This window comes from Bacillus sp. C1, assembly GCF_054570475.1.
On the sequence record NZ_JBTMZT010000003.1, the window covers coordinates 269,811 to 287,332 of the forward strand.

Here is a 17,522-nt window from a genome sequence, read left to right on the forward strand (position 1 = left end):
ATTAACACCTTACTTATTCACTTCATTTTTCAACTGCAAAGCAATTAAACTAGCAAAATCATGTACAAGTGTAGCGGCTAAAAGAGAAGTAATTTGAGCTTGATCATACGGTGGCAATACTTCTACCAAATCAAAGCCTATATAATTAAAACCACTCAGAGAACGTACCATATTTAATGTCTCGCGACTGTTAAATCCCCCAACTTCTATCGTTCCTGTACCAGGCGCACAAGATGGATCGACAAAATCAATATCAAATGTTAAGAAACATGGTGTATCACCAATCGTTTCTCGCATTTGCTGAAGAACACTTTCAAAACCACGATCGCATAATTCAGCTGTTGTAATGACGTTATATCCTAAGTCATGACTAGCTTCTATATCACCAGGATGATTCAATGTTCCACGAATTCCAATTTGGAATACTTTATCCGGTTGTAATAATCCTTCCTCATGTGCACGTATAAACGGCGAACCGTGCCAATATTTTTCCTCATAATACGTATCCCATGTATCTGTGTGCGAATCAAAATGAATCATCGCTACAGGTCCATGAACTTTCGCTGCTGCACGCAGACTTGCTAATGTAACAGAGTGATCTCCTCCGAGGCCTATTGGAATGATTCCTTGCTTCATTAATCCAAAAACAGCTTCTTCAATTAAATCATAGCTACGGTGAATATTATGCGGGATAACAGAAACATCTCCAATATCAATTGCATTTGTGTCATCGAATGGGTATACATGATGAGTTGGATGATAAGGAAACAACGTCATGGATGCTTGCCGAATCGCTTGCGGAGCAAAACGCGCACCAACGCGAAACGAAGCAGCGGTATCAAAAGGCATTCCTAAAATAGCAATTTTTGCTTGCTCATTACTTGATGGTAATCTCATAAATGTACCTGTCGTACAAAATTCTGGTTTTACATCTGGCGTTAGTGGATATTTCATTCCTTATTTCCCCTTTATCAACATGATTTTCACATAAAAGAAACTTCCCTTTTCTTTTATTACAACGCAAAAACCGTGCCATACTAAAAAGCGATTCCTGTCTCTCCTTATCCCTTTTTCACTTATGCAAGTTTGAATAACTCATGCGATAACGCATAAAAAAAGACGAAAAACATTCGTCCCTTTTGTTTTCTATATTTATCACTTCAACTATAAGTTACTTTTTCAATCTCTTAATAAAATCATAGAGCTTATCAAGCGATTTCATATTTTGATTACACGCTATACTATCTTTGCAAATATAATTTCCTTTTTTAACAAAAGTACCCGGCACATCTCCTTTTATTTCAACTAGAAACATCCCTACTTCTTCATGACCATGGCACAATGCACAAATGCTTTTTTTATTTATACTTTGAAACGTTCCTTGTAAGCCAACAAACTTATTACCATTTCTCGCTATAATAAACTTTCTGCTTGTTCCTTTATCAATCCAGCCTAAATAAGACGTTTCTTTCATATTCATATCTCCCATTTCAGGAAGCTTCAGTTTTTTAGCCTTCGGAAATAATTTTTTTAACGTCTGTAGTGTAATTTCCTGAAACGGAATGACATATGGGTTTAACTTGAATAAAAATGCTTCCGCATCCTCTCTATTTTCAACCGTCAAAATCGTATCTATTAATTCTTTTTGTTCACTAGATAGATTTTCAAAAACATGTAATACTTTTTCTATCGCAAGAGATTTTAGGGCAGCAATAACCCCCCTATCATTCGCCGTCGCATGTCCATTCACTAAAATATGTGTTTGTGATTTTATAAAATTATATTGATCACTTCTAATAAATGCTTCCATTGTTATCACTCCATACAAATTGTTAATCTCTTTTTATTGTATACAATACACTGATTTGATAAAATACCGAAAACGATTCATAAACAAAGTATACATAAAAAGCACTGATTATTTCTAATCGAATAATCAGTGCTTTTTATTTTTTATTTTGAATACACGATTTTTTTTATCGTTTCTATAGAAAGGAAATACTCCTCTGCTAATTGGTGAATGGAAATCCCATTTTTAAAAGCATATTTGATTTCTCTATTCCGCATATCGATTTGCTTTCTTCCACCAGATCGTGTACCCCATTTATCATGTGCCGTTTCTTGTTTTGGAATATAGATTGTTTCACCTTGCACATATTTTTGGATTTCTATAATTAAGCTTTCTGGTAAAACCGTCGCTGCTTTTACGTATCCCATTTCTGCTCGCTCCTTATTTTTTTATGGTTCATTTCAATAAGGTGCAAAGCCAAATATAGAAAAATGATACGAACTCATTTTGGCGATTGTATATTACTTGTCTACCTCACGCAAAGTATCGCCATTTCCATACTTGGCTTTGCATGAGACGCTGCAGTGTCTGGCAATTGTATTGTAATCGCCATATGAACACCTCCTAATATACCTTTTGATTTTTATTATATGACAACTTTTTCTTTCTTGCATCCTGATTATTCTGAAACAAGCAGCAATTTATTCGTTATGCTATAATACGAATTGGAATTAAAGATATTGTGAGGTCGTTTTATGAAACAAAGAATTATTACAGCAATGATTATACTAATTACTCTTTTCCTTCTACTCTTTGGAGCTTATAAACTCATGAATTCACGGTCGTATCAATTATTTGGTGAATTAACAAATCGAGTAGAAACACAGCAAAAGGTTGTAGCACTAACCTTTGATGATGGGCCTACAAAAAATGTAGAACAAATATTACCACTTTTACAGAAATATAATGCGAAAGCTACTTTTTTTGTGATTGGAAATGAATTAGAGAAAAACTTACAAATCGGACAAACAATCGTACAGTCTGGACATCAGCTTGGAAATCATACGTACTCTCATAACCGAATGGTTCTCAAAACACCTTCTTTTATTAAAGATGAAATTGAAAAGACGAATGCACTTATTCGTAAAACAGGGTATCCAGACCAAATTGATTTTCGACCACCTAACGGAAAGAAACTAATTGGTTTACCTTATTATTTAAACAAACATCACATTGAAACCATTACATGGGATCTGGAACCTGATACGTATTACACTTCGCCTTCTGACAAAGTAAACTATGTAAATAAAAATGTAAAACCTGGATCTATCATCTTATTACATTCCATGTATGATGATTCTGAAAAGTATTTACAGACTCTTGAAGGTATTTTAGACTCTTTATCTAAAAAAGGGTATCAATTTGTTACAGTAAATGAATTGCAGAAAAAATAATTTTAAATTATCCATTCAAAAAAAGGATCTAATATACTAGATCCTTTTTTCTCTTTCTATATAATTCCAATTACATCTAAAAATACAATAATAATTGCGATTGGTGCTACATAACGAAGTAAACAGAGCCATAAAACAAATAGTTTATACCCTTTGTTTTCACTTACACCCAGTTCTTTCATTAATACATCCTTCTTCATTTTTAACGGAACGAAGATTGCAACCAATAATACGCCAAGCGGCATAAGTACGTTACTTACCGCAAAGTCTGCGAAATCGAAGACTGTTTTCCCAAATAGTTTTACGTCACTTAACATACCGAATGATAATGCCGATGGAATCCCAACAACAAAAATGAGTAGACCAACAATCAGTGCCATCTTCTCACGCTTCCCTTTACCTTTTGTTGTTAAAGAAGCGACGCTAATTTCTAACATAGAAATTGCTGATGTTACAGTAGCGAAGAAAAATAGTAATAAGAAAACAATGAAAAATAGTTTTCCGAATGCCATTTTACTGAAAATAGCTGGTAATACAATAAACAATAACCCTGGTCCTTGAGACGGTTCCATGCCAAATGCGAATACAACTGGGAAAATTGCTAGTCCAGCAAGCAATGTAATAACGAGTGTCAAAGCAACAATTGAAAACGCCGAACGTGGTAAACTTTCTTCTTTCGGCAAATACGAGCTATACGTGACCATTACGGCTACACCGACAGATAACGAGAAGAAAGATTGTCCCATCGCATATAAAACAATTTCAGATGTTACATGCGAAAAATCTGGTTGTAAAAAGAAGCGAACACCTTCCCCTGCTCCATCTAATGTAAGTGCACGAACAATTAACACAAAGAATAAAACGAATAGTGCTGGCATAAAGTATTTATTTACTTTTTCAACACCGTTTTGCACGCCTTTACTTACGATAAAAATAGTAATAAGAATAAATAATAGCTGCGAACCAACTGCTAAATATGGATTAGAAATGATTTCACCAAATGTTGCTTCGTATGCGCCATTCCCTTCCCATAATCTACCTGTAACTGCATTCCATAAATATAATAAAATCCAACCGCCTACAACGCTGTAGAAAGAAAGTAATATAAAACATGTTACAATTCCTAATTTACCAACCCATGGCCATAATGTTTTAGGAGCGATTTCTCTATACGCATCAACAGCCTCTTTTTGCGTACTTCTCCCAATTACAAATTCCGCTAATAATAAAGGTAAACCAATTAATAAAGTAAAACCGATGAAAATAAGAAAGAACGCACCGCCCCCTCCAATACCGGCCATGTACGGAAACTTCCAAATTGCACCAAGACCAATTGCTGAACCTGCTGCGGCTAAAACGAAACCTAATTTCGATGTCCATTGCTGTGAATCCATTTTTCTATCTCCTCTCTTCTCTCGCTTTTTTATTACACGTCATTCCTACTCGTATTGTTCTATCAGTTGCCCTTTCTAATACAACCACTTCCTTTCAAAAATAAAAATCGTCCCTACGCAAATACGTAGGGACGATAAAAATATCGCGGTACCACCCTAGTTGTGAAGAATACTAGGAAACTACCAAAATAAAAAATGCCCCTACGCAAATACGTAGGGACGATAAAATATCGCGGTACCACCCTAGTTATAAAGATATAGCAAGAATAACACCAAAATAAAAAACGCCCCTACGTAAATACGTAGGGACGATATATATCGCGGTACCACCCTAGTTATGAAAAAATTCTTCACCACTTTATTTGATAACGGTATACACTACCGTCTTTCATTTCCTCATTACAAGATTTATGAAAGATGCTCCAGGACGAACTTCATGAATAATCTATATACTGATTCACACCAACCATCAGCTCTCTGATATAGGGAGATTTTCACTACTTTACCCTTTCATTGCCCAAATATTATTTTCCGAATTGATTACTATCATTTTTATCATACATTAAAAATAGTGTCAACTTATTTTTTGAATATTTATGTATATTATTCTGTCTACTTTACATACTGAATAAGCTTTTGTTGTTCATCAATATTTAATTTTGGAACATATATGTGAACTAAATGTGCTACTTCTTGAATTAACAATTCTAATTCTTTCACACTATACTCAGGATTTCCTAATAACGTATCCGTTAAGCGCTCATACAAGTTTTCAGGCTTCACTTTCATACGTTCAATATTATAAAACATCCACTTAAAAGCCGGGTGATGCACATACAGTTTATTTAAGCCAAACAAAACACCGAATATATCTCTTTGCACTTCACAAATAACATCATAAAGCATAAGCCAATCTTTCCGTTTCAAAAGCGCCTCACGATTATGCCAGCGATTGCTTAACCAAAGGTTTTCCGTAACCATTCGTTTCGCCAATTCTTCCGGATATTCTGTAACTCTATCCTTTAGCTGATTTATTTTCATTTCCCCATATAAACTCACACCATCATGAACTGATGATACGATGCATTGTTTCTCATAATCCGTCTCATATTTATCTACTACATCAGAAATAAACTGTTCAACTGTTTTCGTTAAAAAGTTACTAATTTCTAGTTTAATCCCTTCTGTCGTCAAATATGTTTCTGACCATTCTTCCTCCTCGTAAGGATGATATGACAAAATTGTTCCACCAATACTTGTAATCGGATGTTGACGATCATTATCTGTTGGCGATGATGACCATAAAATATGTAATTCAATATCTGAATGTTCATCTTGTAAATTCCTTGCTACAGATCCTGCTAAAATAACCGCTTCTATTTTTGGATTCTCCTTATAAATCGCTGCCATTGCTATTGCTTTATCTATTAACTGCATTCCATTTCCTCCCTAAAACAACTCTCTTCCTCTTTGCCTATATTTATCTATTTCTATATTAAACCCTACTTTACCTTTCGCAATACAGAAAGAGAGCATGTACAATATCCTCTCTTTTAAATATATTATTCAAACAACCCCATACTCAAGTAACGCTCTCCGGTATCAGGCGCAATACATAACACTTTCTTTCCAGCGCCTAATCGTTTTGCTATCATGATTGCAGCATAGACTGAAGCACCTGAAGATGGTCCTACTAATATCCCTTCTTGTTTTGCTAGATTTCTCATTGTACTAAGTGCTTCCTCATCCGCGATTTGAATGATTTCATTATATATTTCCGTATTTAAGTTTTTCGGAATAAACCCTGGGCTTGTTCCTACTAACTTATGAGGCCCCGGCACCCCGCCAGATAACACAGGAGATCCTTTCGGTTCAACTACTGCAATATATAAATTTGGTAGTTTCTCCTTCAATGTTTCCCCTGTCCCTGTAATCGTTCCACCAGTTCCAGCAGTTGCTACAAAGGCATCTAACTCTCCATCCATTTGTTCATAAATTTCAAGAGCTGTTGTATAGCGATGAATATTCGGGTTTGCTGGGTTTTCAAATTGCTGCGGAATAAAACTATTTGGAATTTTCTTTTGCAGTTCTACCGCTTTTGCGATTGCTCCTGGCATCCTTTGTTCTGCTGGCGTCAAAACAACTTCTGCCCCGTATGCCTTAAGTAAGTTAATCCGTTCCTTTGACATATTATCTGGCATAATTAAAATCGCTTTATACCCTTTCGCAGCCGCATTCATCGCTAAGCCAATTCCCGTATTTCCACTCGTTGGTTCAATAATCGTATCACCTGGATTAATGAGACCTTGCTCTTCTGCCATATGAATTAAATTGTACGCAGCGCGGTCTTTCACACTACGAGACGGATTAAACATTTCTAATTTCACATATACATCAGCTGCATCTGCTGGAACAAATTTTGATAATCGTACGACTGGTGTCTCTCCAATTAATTCTGTAACATTGTGACATCGTTTCATAGCGTGTCTCCTATTCTATTGTAATTTTCGATCGCTTGGCAGTAAACATGACGTCAACCCAATTAATGGTAAACAACTACATACTACCATAATAAATTGTAAGCTATACACATCTGCTAATTTCCCAAGAACAACGGCTCCTAATGCTCCAAGACCAAACGCAAGTCCTACAATTAAGCCTGACACCATCCCAACTTTTCCAGGAACGAGTTCTTGTGCATATACCACAATGACACTAAAGCTACTTGAACTAATAAAACCAATACATAAAAATAATGGAACAACCCACGCTAGAGAAACATGCGGTAATAAAAGTGCAAGGGGTGCAGAACCTAGCATTGAAAATACGATAATATTTTTCTTACCAAATCGGTCGGCCAAGGGTCCACCAAAGAATGTCCCAAGCACCCCAGCTATCATAAATGCAAATACGAAGTACTGCGCATTTTTAATAGACAAACCGTAATGTTCGATTAAATAAAACTGATAGAAATTCCCAATTCCAGCTCCATACCAAGAACGAACAAAAGTTAAGAAAACAAGAAGAACAATTACAAATTTAATATGCGTACTAACAATTGCATTCTCAGCCTCAAGTGCAGCTCGTTTCTTTCTTCGCACTGCACCATTTACTAACTCATTTTTGTACCAGTTTGAAACAAATATTAATAGCACAATACCTACTACTGCAAAAGCTGTGAATCCCAGTGATCCAATTTGCCCAAACGGCACAAAAATTAACGCTGTAAAAATGGGTGCAAGAGAATTCCCAGTATTTCCTCCTACTTGATAAATCGACTGTGCCAAACCACGCTTCGCACCAGCTGCCATATAAGCAACGCGCGCTCCTTCAGGATGGAAGACCGCTGATCCTAATCCAATAAATAGAACAGAAATAATAACGATAATAAAGTTTGGTGCGAACGCAAGCCCAATCATCCCAAGCATACTTGAAAACATACCTAGTGGTAGTAAAAACGGTGACGGTTTCTTATCTGAATACATCCCAAATACCGGCTGCATAATCGATGACGTCATGTTCAGTGCAAATGCAATCCATCCGACTTGCATATAGGACAAATTCATCGACTTTTCCAAAATAGGGAATAGCGCTGGTACAACAGCCTGCATCGAGTCATTTAAAAAATGACCGAAACTAATCGCGAATAAAATGCGATAAATCGTCGGTGAGGCTATTTTATTTTCCTGTGAAACTGCCTGCATATTTCACTCTCTCCTTCCTTAAAAACCGAAAATACAACTTATTAACAGTACACTTACTGTAATAATTTCTGATTTTTGAAACATTTCCTATTTTATAATGGTTTTATCTCTTTTTCCAGTAACTCAACTTCAATTTCAAAGTAATATAAAAAGAAACTTATACACACTGATCTCCTTATATAAAAAGTACATCACGCAATGAATCGTGATGTACTTTTTCTCTTTACATACTGTTCAAAATTATTCAGCCATATCCAAAGCTCTCTTTTCTTTTAACAGCTCTTGAAATTCCCTTTCTAATTCTGCTGACGGTTCAATACTTAAGCGGCTTACTACTTCTGATAATTTTGTTTCAAGTAAGAGGCGTTTATCTTGCTTCATATCTCGGGTTTGTTGTACTTGATCTACTTTATATTGCTGATAAGTGCCATCAAATAACTTAATCTCTTGATCATGAATTGTTAAAATTTTTGTAGCAATATTTTCAATGAACCGGCGATCATGTGAAACAAAGATTACACTTCCTTCGTACTCTTTTAAAAGTGACTCTAACGCTTCAACAGCTTTCATATCAAGAAAGTTCGTCGGTTCATCTAAAACTAACGTATTAATATCGCTTAAAAATAGCTTTGTTAATGCTACTTTCACTCGTTCACCGCCGCTTAAAACTCCCACAAGTTTATACACATCATCTCTAAAGAAATGCATCCTTGCAAGCACAGTTCGAATCAGTGTTTCATCCTGCTTTGAAGAAGACTGGACATTTTCGATAATGGATTTTTCCGTATCTAATATATTTAAATTTTGACTAAAATAGCCAACCTTTACAGCGGGAGAAAGCTTAATGCCATACTCTTGATTCATGATTTTTTTTACAAGTGTCGTCTTTCCGCTCCCATTTGAACCGATAATTGCTAATTTCTCCCCGCCCCGAATATGAAAACTTACTTTGTTCCAAAGTACACGTTTATCAACTTTTCCTGCTACGTCACTTACTCGAAGAATAATTCGATTTTTAAATGTTTCTGCATTCGGTAAATCCATCTTAAGCGCTGGGATCTCTTTTACTTTCTCTACTTTTTCAAGCTTTTCTAATCTCGTTTCCATAGCCTTTGCAGTTTTTTGTAATTTCTTTTGTTTCTTTGCAAAGTATGGCTTTGCCCCTGTGATGCTCGCTTCTGACCTACTCACCTTTTTCGGAGTCTTTGTTGCTCTTTCCGCTTTTTTCTCTTTTAACTTTAAGGCATCTTCCAACTGTTTTTTCTTTTTTTCATACTTTTCATATGCTAGTTGTTCTTGACTTAACTCTACTTCCTTTTGCTTTATATAATCGCTATAGTTACCTGTATACTCTTTTATCTTTCCTTCATCCAATTCCCATATCGTTGTACAAAGAGCATCTAAAAATGCGCGGTCATGTGAAATAATGATAAATGCTCCTTGCCACATATTCAGTTTTTTCTCCAACCATTCAATATGCTCCGTATCAAGGTTGGTCGTCGGTTCATCTGCAAATAAAAGCTCTGGATCTTTCATAAGAGCTTTTTGAATATATTCTTGCGTCACTTCACCACCACTTTTTGTTGTATCTGTTCGTTTCAGCTGCGGTAAAAGTTCACAACGAGTATGTTGGACTACTTTTCCTTCTTCTGGAGAAATTTTTTCAGCTAGAATTTGAAGTAACGTCGTTTTTCCACTTCCATTTCTCCCAACTAACCCAATTCGAGCATTTTGATGAATCTGCAGGTGCTCCACATCTAGCAACAAACGATCCTGTACATAGTACTTTATATGATTAGCTTCTAATAAAAACATAGTAACATCTCCTTTTTATCAAGTGTAGGAGACAAAAAAATGCCCCCTATATCCATTCAGAATAGGAGGCATAAAGCATTATATAGGTGTACACCAAAAGAGACTATCCCTTTTAGAGCCAACTATAGAAAGCCAATCCTATTCTGAAAAACGCAAATTGAAGGCATCACAAATAACAACGTGATCGTCTGCTAAAAAACCTTCAATTATTTGCTTTCGTAAATAGGATTAGTACTTCATGTAATTGGGTCACCCTTCCGTTCTTTCAATTTTATTAACACTACTTTTAGTATAACTGAAAATTCCAAATAAAACCAGAATATTTTCGTTTTAAATAACAAAACGCTTATACTTTTCAAAATCACTCGTCTTACATTCAAGAGAAATTTTCGTACCTTCATTTTCATAACTCGTAGATACAACATGTGCGTGATCATTGAAATAGGATACAACTTGCCCTTGGTCATAAGGAATGAGCATTTCGCACTTTGTATACTCTTTGTAAATGTGTGAACGAATCATGCCTACAAGCTCTTCAATCCCAATTTGTTGTTTTGCTGATACATACACACGATTATCCTGCACTTTGGGAATTTCAACATCCATCATATCTGATTTATTATACGCATAAATCGTAGGAATATTTTCAACACCAATTTTCTTTAATGTTTCATTTGTAATTTCAATTAATTGTTCATAATTAGGATTTGCATAATCGACCACATGAATCAATAAATCTGCTTCCGCCACTTCTTCTAATGTTGAACGGAACGCTTTCACAAGGTGATGCGGTAATTTACTCACAAAACCAACAGTATCAGTTAATAAAAATGATTTGTTATCTGGCAGTTCAATATTGCGCACTGATGTTTCCAGCGTCGCAAATAACATATCCTTTTCAAATACTTGTTTCTCAGTAGAACCGTTAAAGATTTCAAGCATCGTATTCATAATTGTAGATTTACCCGCATTTGTATATCCTACTAATGAAACAACAGGAATTTCGTTTTTCTTACGTTGCTTTCGCTGCGTTTGACGCTGCGCAACAAGTGCTTCTAACTCTTTATTTAACACCGCAATTTGCTCTTCAATTTTACGACGGTCTAGTTCTAATTTCTTCTCGCCGACACCTTTATTTTTCGTACCAACGCCGCCGCTCTGTCTCCCTAAAGATTCACGAAGACCAATTAAACGTGGCATCATATATTGCAGGTGCGCTACTTCAACTTGCAGCTGTGCTTCTTTCGTCTTCGCACGTTGCGCAAAAATGTCTAAAATCAAAATCGTACGATCAATGACTTTACAATCTAAGTCCGCTTCTAAATTTCGAATTTGTGAAGGTGATAATTCATCATTAAAAATAACCATATTCGCATCAGCTTCCTTCACAAAAGCCGCCACTTCTTCAATTTTTCCTTTCCCAATATAATGTGATGGATTTACGCGGTGTAAATTTTGCGTAACTTGCCCTATAACTTCCACATCACAAGCTTCCGCAAGATTTGTTAACTCCTCCATTGAATATTCAAAATCACTTTCATTATTTAAATTAACTCCAACTACTATCGCTTTTTGTACTAGTTCTTCCATATATTGATTCCTCCATTTCGATTACGCAAAATAAAAAACACAGGTCACTGCCTGTGTTTTTCGTAAACGGATGAGCGTACTACAAATAAACAAAAGAAAGCATCATTGCTTCCAAATTGCTACATGGTCAATACGTCACAAATGATATACGTATCCCTAAAAAGCATACACATATATCACATCATTCTATTATAAAGGCAAAACAAAAAGAGGGTGTATTCGTCCCTCCCTCTTTTCACATATCAGTTCAATAAAGGGTTCCTTTAAAATAGGCAGACCAATCCCGTTCACTCTGCACACAGACAGAGCCTTTGAGCGCTATTCAATTATCGGCACAAAGTATTGAGACGTAATCTGATTAAGATCAAAGGAGACCCCTCCGTTCATTAAAAGTTACATAAATTTTAGCATAACTATGCCAGTTTCACAAGAATAAACTTCAATTATGGACGTAAACCAAATCACTAATTTTCTCATGCATTCTTCATTTTTTATTTATACTTCCTATTGTGAATAGCGTCCATCCCCTTGAAAATTTAATGGTTTATACTTCTTGCACTTGTTCGTTCTCCTCTTTCATTTCATGATAATAGGATGGAAATTCTATTCCATGCTCTACAAAATAATCCTCAATTAACGAAATAATCACTTTCAACGTTTGCACACGCGCATACAATTTATCGTTACTAGCGATAATGTTCCATCTTGTATTCGGCTTATCTGTTTTCTCAAACATGTCTTCCATTGCTATGGCGTATTCATCCCATTTTTCACGATTGCGCCAATCTTCATCTGTAATTTTCCATCTCTTCAAAGGATTTTTCTCCCGATCTTTAAAACGTTCCAACTGTTCATCTTTACTAATATGATAGAAGAATTTTGCTACTATATAATGATCATCTGTTAACTGTTTTTCAAAATCATTGATCTCATCGTACGCTCTCGTCCATTCTTCTTTTGTAGCAAATCCCTCTACACGCTCAACCAAGACACGACCGTACCAAGAGCGATCAAAAATAGTAATTTGACCATACTGGGGAATTTTCCGCCAAAAACGTTGCAAATAATGATAACGTTGTTCATGAGGAGCAGGCGCACCAATTGGATTCACTTGGAACCCACGCGGATCAAGGTGCTCCGTAATCCGTTTAATTGCTCCCCCTTTTCCAGCCGCATCCCAACCTTCCATCGCCATAATAACGGCTATTTTTTCTTTTTGTAACATTTGCTGCAGTGCCAATAAACGCTTTTGATATTTTTCAAGTTTCTTATTATACTTTGATTTTGATTCCATTCTTTTTGTTAAATCTACTCGGACAAGACGATCTTTTGTCATAAAATAATCCTCCTTTTCCTATACTAATTCTATTTTAACATAATTTTCATTATTTTTTATTTTATTCAAAAATAACACTAGTAAAACTAAAAATTGTTGTACAATTAAGAATGAGGTGATACATAGTGAAACAAACTTTACAAAGTTTGCTCCAAAAATATAGTGCCCTGCATTTAGAACAACACATTTTAAATTCTCTTGAGCCAACAATTCAAATTCGTATACGTAAAGGATCTGATGAGAAAATAGCAGTAGGAGCGTCAAAATTAGGAGGGTTTCCAGATTTACCTAATAAATTAAAGATTCCAACGTGCAACGACATACCGTTACACTTTATTGGGCAGCTGAATTTAGAAGAAGTACAACCTTTTCACAAAGGAAACCTCCTACCTACGAAGGGCATGTTATATTTCTTTTATGACGCAGAAGAACAACCATGGGGATTTGATCCAAGAGATACCGGAGGACATCACGTTCTGTATACGGAAAATATAGAAAATCTAATACGACGAGAACTTCAAACAGAAGTGTTTCCTCCTTCCATCATCTCCTTTCAAGAAACGTGGACATTAGCAAAAGAAAAAGTCAGAGAAACAGGTTTATCAGATGATGATGAATGGGATCTTTATAAAGAAATAGAAGATTTATATCTCGATGGATTACATCACTTACTCGGCTCTGCACAAGCTATACAATCAGAAGAAATGGCAGAAGAGTGTCATCTTGTTACAAACGGAATTGATTTAGGAAATGGATACCCTTCAGATGAAAAAATAAAACATTTGCCTGGTAGCCCTCAGGATTGGATGTTACTGTTACAACTTGATACTAACGATGAGTCTGAAATGGATTGGGGAGACACTGGGCTATTGTATTTCTGGATCAAAAAAGAAGATGTATTGCGAAGAAACTTTGAAAATACTTGGTTGATTTTACAATGTTGCTAAATCAATCATACAATTGCAACATTTCCCTCTCCTTTGTTCTTATATATTGCTGTAATTCGTGTACAGCGACAAATAAGGCCAACTTTTTCTACAAAGTTGGCCTAGTCAATATAATTTGAATTTTACTATACGAAAAACATGATAACTGTTTGTCGATTTAGTACTAAGTTTTCGCATCACATTGCCCACATGACTACAGACAATTTTTTTAATCGCTAATCTATTTTTTCCTTTTGTTATCTAGCCCATTTATTCTCCGTTCTTTTCTTCGTAACATATTTATATACATTAGCCATAGATTGCATTTTGGTTGAGGATTTGAGGATCCACTTAAAAATACTAAATCCTAAAAACAGTCAGATAAATATTTATCAATATTTTTCACAAAGAGAAAACCTAATACAAGTGAAAATATTTTTAAAATTATGATAAAATCCTCATATAAAATATTCAGTATTAAATTACCATTATTAACAGATTTTTAAAGTTGTTTCTTCATTTAAAAATACTATCGAATTCTTCACTTTGAAAAAATAAGATGTATTTTTTGGGAAACAAAATTTAAAAGGAGGATTTAAAGTGGCCATACACTCTACAAAATCTTTTTTATATGATCAGGAAAAAATTTTAGAAGACAAAAACAAAGCATTATTGGAAGATTGGAAAATACATTCTTTCCATAATTTTCATAGTAGCATTATGGATAATTCTAAGCCCTTCCCTTGTTACTTCGCAGTAGACTCTGAAAAACACGGGTGGTCTAGATATCTATTCGCTGATTCTGCTTATGATGAAAAAGAGCTCATGAAACTGAGAGATGGGATTTATGAGTATATAAAAACTTACCAGCAAATTGCAAAACGAACTACACTAGTCATATTTTTCAAACCTTCAAGTGAGCAATTGATGGCTGAAGAATATAAAAAGCAATTTTGGAACGTACTACAATTTTTAATAAAAAATGATCCCGAACCATGGAATCCTGAAATACCAATGGATCCTTATCACACGAAATGGGAATTTTGTTTTGCTGGCGAGCCTATATTTGTAGTCTGTAGGGCTCCTATCTATTCTGAGAGAAAAAGCCGATACACAGAGACTGGGCTTGAAATTACTTTACAACCTCGAGGAACGCTAGATGACATTACAGGGGATACAAAGCAAGGAAAACAAGTTCGTAACATTATTAGAAAACGTTTATTAGCATATGATAGCATTTCAATGCATCCCGATATAGGTGATTACGGCGCGGGGAATATACATGAATGGAAACAATACATGTTACCTGAGACGAACGAAGAAAGTGTAATAAGATGCCCTATTACAGGAGTGAAGAAGCATGATTAGCATGATATGTAGCTATATACTGTTAGGTATTTCGCTTTCTGCCCCTGTAGGTCCAATTAATGTGGCTCAAATAAATAAAGGAGTAAAGAATGGCTTTTGGAGTGCTTGGTTAGTTGGGGTCGGTGCAATGATTGCCGACGTAATTATGATGCTACTCATTTATTTCGGCATTTCTACTTATTTAACGACTCCAGTTGCCCAACTCTGTATTTGGATCTTTGGTTTTGTTACAATGCTTTATTTAGGGTATGAAAGTATTAAGGACGCCCCTAAACAAGCGCAACACTCTATAACAAGTGAAAAAGAACATCCTATCAAATCTTTCCTAGCTGGGTTTGCAATCGCTATTTCAAACCCACTCAATATCGTATTTTGGATAGGTATTTACGGTTCAGTTCTTACGAGTGCAATAAATACGATTGGAAAAGAACAGGCTTTATGGTACAGTACAGCTATTTTTGCAGGTATCATGTTATGGGATTTATTTATGGCTACATCTATCCATTTTGGTAGAAAATTTGTCAATCATGTCGTTATGAAATGGGTTTCTATTTTTGCAGGTATTATTTTAATTAGTTTTGGGATTTATTTTGGATATCAAGCAATACTAGAATTTCAAAATATAATGTAATTTGAAGTGAACCCGAATAGTGGTACATGAAAAAACACCTCCTGAATTCGTATACGAATTCAGGAGGTGTTTTTTCTCCTTACATATATGATTTGAGCTTGAACTCTCAACTCATTCTGCATATGCTCCTCTAAACTCTTACGGAGAATTGTATTGTTTTTTCAAAACAATTAGTACTTCCCCTTTTCTCCGTCAGTACAAATCAATTTATAAAACTTTCTGGACCTCTATTTCATTTCACGTCCTTCTCCTTTTCGAGACCAAATCACAACCGGAATGAGTAATAAAGCTAACGCCCCTCCAGCTAATGATAGTGCTGCATAGCTTGAATTCGCCACTACCATACCAGACATCGCTCCCCCAGCAGCTCCCGCCAATGCAATTAAAACGTCGACTTTTCCTTGTGTCTTTGCGCGTGTTAAAGGTTCTGTTGCATCAACAATTAGCGCCGTACTACTTATTAAACCAAGGTTCCATCCTAATCCAAGTAAAACTAAAGCAACGACTAAGAGAATTAGAGAATCACTCGGTGCAATAGCAGCCACCACGCCCGCACTAAGTAGTATCACTCCAGAAGCAATGCTCATCGCTATTCGGCCAACTTTATCAACAAGAATTCCTGTAACGAGTGACGGAAGGTACATTGCACCTACATGAAATCCTATGACAAGACCCACTTCATTTAATCCATGACCATGGTGTTCCATATGTACGGGAGTCATCGTCATAATCGCAACCATTACAATTTGAGTGAGTATCATGACGATTGCCCCAACTGTAACACCTCGTTTATTTACTATCGATTTGTTAGTTGTCGCATGGCCTTTAATTGCATTCTTCTGTTTATATGTTTCTATCATGCTCGCTATAAGTAATGGATCCGGGCGCAGCATAATGAAAAGTACGAGACCTGCTAACAAAAATGCCGCTGCTGATAATATGAACGGACCAGCTAGTTCAGGAATACCGATAGAAAGGGCAAAACTCCCCATGACCCCCACTAAGTTCGGCCCCGCTACCGCACCAAAGGTCGTCATAACCATTGTCGTACTAATAGCTGTTGCCCGTTGCTCCTTATTCGCTAAGTCTGTACCGGCATAACGAGCTTGTAAATTTGTGGCCGTCCCTGCACCATAAATGAGTAGGGAAGCAAGTAAGAGAAGAATACTATTCATTAAAGCTGCTATTACAACGCCAATAGCCCCAACCCCCCCTACCATAAATCCTGTCGCAAGTCCGATTCGGCGTCCATAGCGTTGAGAAAGTCTACCTACTATTAAGGCAGCCCCTGCCGAACCCATTGTAAATATAGCAGTTGGTAATCCTGCGAATGCATCTGTCCCAAGCATTTGCTGTGCAAGGAGTGCGCCTACCGTAATTCCAGCGGCTAACCCTGCACCACCAAACATTTGTGAAATACTTACGATTACTAACGTTCGTTTATATAACAGTTTTCGTTCTTCTTCTGTATACATATGACTCCTTATTGAACTATCAGCTTTATTAAACATTTTC

15 protein-coding genes and 1 other annotated feature are annotated in these 17,522 nt (G+C 35.9%); of the genes, 4 read left to right on the forward strand and 11 right to left on the reverse strand.

What is annotated here, in order from left to right; genetic code table 11:
* Positions 1-9: 9 nt before the first annotated feature.
* From speB to ACX5JI_RS12320, 3 genes are all read right to left on the reverse strand, one after another.
* Positions 10-954 (reverse strand): agmatinase, encoded by a 945-nt coding sequence (speB, locus tag ACX5JI_RS12310; RefSeq protein ID WP_459501327.1) that lies wholly within the window; start codon positions 952-954, stop codon positions 10-12.
* Positions 955-1,171: 217 nt separating this feature from the next.
* Entirely contained in the window at positions 1,172-1,810 is a 639-nt protein-coding gene (locus tag ACX5JI_RS12315; RefSeq protein WP_459501328.1) for a FusB/FusC family EF-G-binding protein, read from the reverse strand.
* A 143-nt stretch (positions 1,811-1,953) separates the two neighbouring features.
* A complete protein-coding gene (locus ACX5JI_RS12320; RefSeq protein WP_459501329.1) occupies positions 1,954-2,217 on the reverse strand; it encodes a CD3324 family protein in 264 nt (87 codons plus the stop codon).
* Between the two features lie 327 nt (positions 2,218-2,544).
* Here ACX5JI_RS12320 and ACX5JI_RS12325 point away from each other — a divergent pair, with 327 nt between their 5' ends.
* Positions 2,545-3,243 carry a polysaccharide deacetylase family protein gene (locus tag ACX5JI_RS12325; protein ID WP_459501330.1) on the forward strand — a complete coding sequence of 233 codons (699 nt, stop codon included), beginning with the start codon at positions 2,545-2,547 and terminating at the stop codon, positions 3,241-3,243.
* A gap of 56 nt (positions 3,244-3,299) precedes the next feature.
* Here the strand turns inward: ACX5JI_RS12325 and ACX5JI_RS12330 are convergent, their stop codons facing one another.
* From ACX5JI_RS12330 to ACX5JI_RS12360, 7 genes are all read right to left on the reverse strand, one after another.
* Positions 3,300-4,637, reverse strand: coding sequence for a sodium-dependent transporter (locus tag ACX5JI_RS12330; protein ID WP_459501332.1), 1,338 nt, complete (start codon positions 4,635-4,637; stop codon positions 3,300-3,302).
* A gap of 301 nt (positions 4,638-4,938) precedes the next feature.
* Positions 4,939-5,160, reverse strand: a binding site (T-box leader).
* 89 nt (positions 5,161-5,249) lie between these two features.
* Positions 5,250-6,074: a DUF4037 domain-containing protein gene (locus tag ACX5JI_RS12335; protein ID WP_459501333.1), complete on the reverse strand. Its 825-nt coding sequence runs from the start codon at positions 6,072-6,074 to the stop codon at positions 5,250-5,252.
* A 125-nt stretch (positions 6,075-6,199) separates the two neighbouring features.
* The gene (gene cysK, locus ACX5JI_RS12340; RefSeq protein ID WP_459501335.1) at positions 6,200-7,117 is read right to left on the reverse strand and encodes a cysteine synthase A; all 918 of its coding nucleotides are present in this window, start codon (positions 7,115-7,117) and stop codon (positions 6,200-6,202) included.
* Positions 7,118-7,132: 15 nt separating this feature from the next.
* Positions 7,133-8,341: an MFS transporter gene (locus tag ACX5JI_RS12345; protein WP_459501336.1), complete on the reverse strand. Its 1,209-nt coding sequence runs from the start codon at positions 8,339-8,341 to the stop codon at positions 7,133-7,135.
* Between the two features lie 240 nt (positions 8,342-8,581).
* Positions 8,582-10,156 carry a Vga family ABC-F type ribosomal protection protein gene (locus ACX5JI_RS12350; protein WP_459501337.1) on the reverse strand — a complete coding sequence of 525 codons (1,575 nt, stop codon included), beginning with the start codon at positions 10,154-10,156 and terminating at the stop codon, positions 8,582-8,584.
* A 330-nt stretch (positions 10,157-10,486) separates the two neighbouring features.
* The gene (hflX, locus tag ACX5JI_RS12355) at positions 10,487-11,746 is read right to left on the reverse strand and encodes a GTPase HflX (protein WP_459501338.1); all 1,260 of its coding nucleotides are present in this window, start codon (positions 11,744-11,746) and stop codon (positions 10,487-10,489) included.
* A gap of 544 nt (positions 11,747-12,290) precedes the next feature.
* Positions 12,291-13,082 carry a polyphosphate kinase 2 family protein gene (locus tag ACX5JI_RS12360; protein ID WP_459501339.1) on the reverse strand — a complete coding sequence of 264 codons (792 nt, stop codon included), beginning with the start codon at positions 13,080-13,082 and terminating at the stop codon, positions 12,291-12,293.
* A 125-nt stretch (positions 13,083-13,207) separates the two neighbouring features.
* On the opposite strand from ACX5JI_RS12360, the gene ACX5JI_RS12365 reads away from it, so the two are divergent.
* From ACX5JI_RS12365 to ACX5JI_RS12375, 3 genes are all read left to right on the forward strand, one after another.
* A complete protein-coding gene (locus tag ACX5JI_RS12365) occupies positions 13,208-14,029 on the forward strand; it encodes a YwqG family protein (RefSeq protein WP_459501340.1) in 822 nt (273 codons plus the stop codon).
* Between the two features lie 579 nt (positions 14,030-14,608).
* Positions 14,609-15,376, forward strand: coding sequence for a YqcI/YcgG family protein (locus ACX5JI_RS12370; protein ID WP_459501341.1), 768 nt, complete (start codon positions 14,609-14,611; stop codon positions 15,374-15,376).
* Positions 15,369-16,007: a LysE family transporter gene (locus ACX5JI_RS12375; protein WP_459501343.1), complete on the forward strand. Its 639-nt coding sequence runs from the start codon at positions 15,369-15,371 to the stop codon at positions 16,005-16,007. Before ACX5JI_RS12370 ends, ACX5JI_RS12375 begins: the two co-directional genes overlap by 8 nt.
* Before the next feature lie 227 nt (positions 16,008-16,234).
* Here the strand turns inward: ACX5JI_RS12375 and ACX5JI_RS12380 are convergent, their stop codons facing one another.
* Positions 16,235-17,518, reverse strand: a complete 1,284-nt coding sequence (locus ACX5JI_RS12380; protein ID WP_459501344.1) for an MFS transporter — start codon at positions 17,516-17,518, stop codon at positions 16,235-16,237.
* Positions 17,519-17,522: the final 4 nt, after the last annotated feature.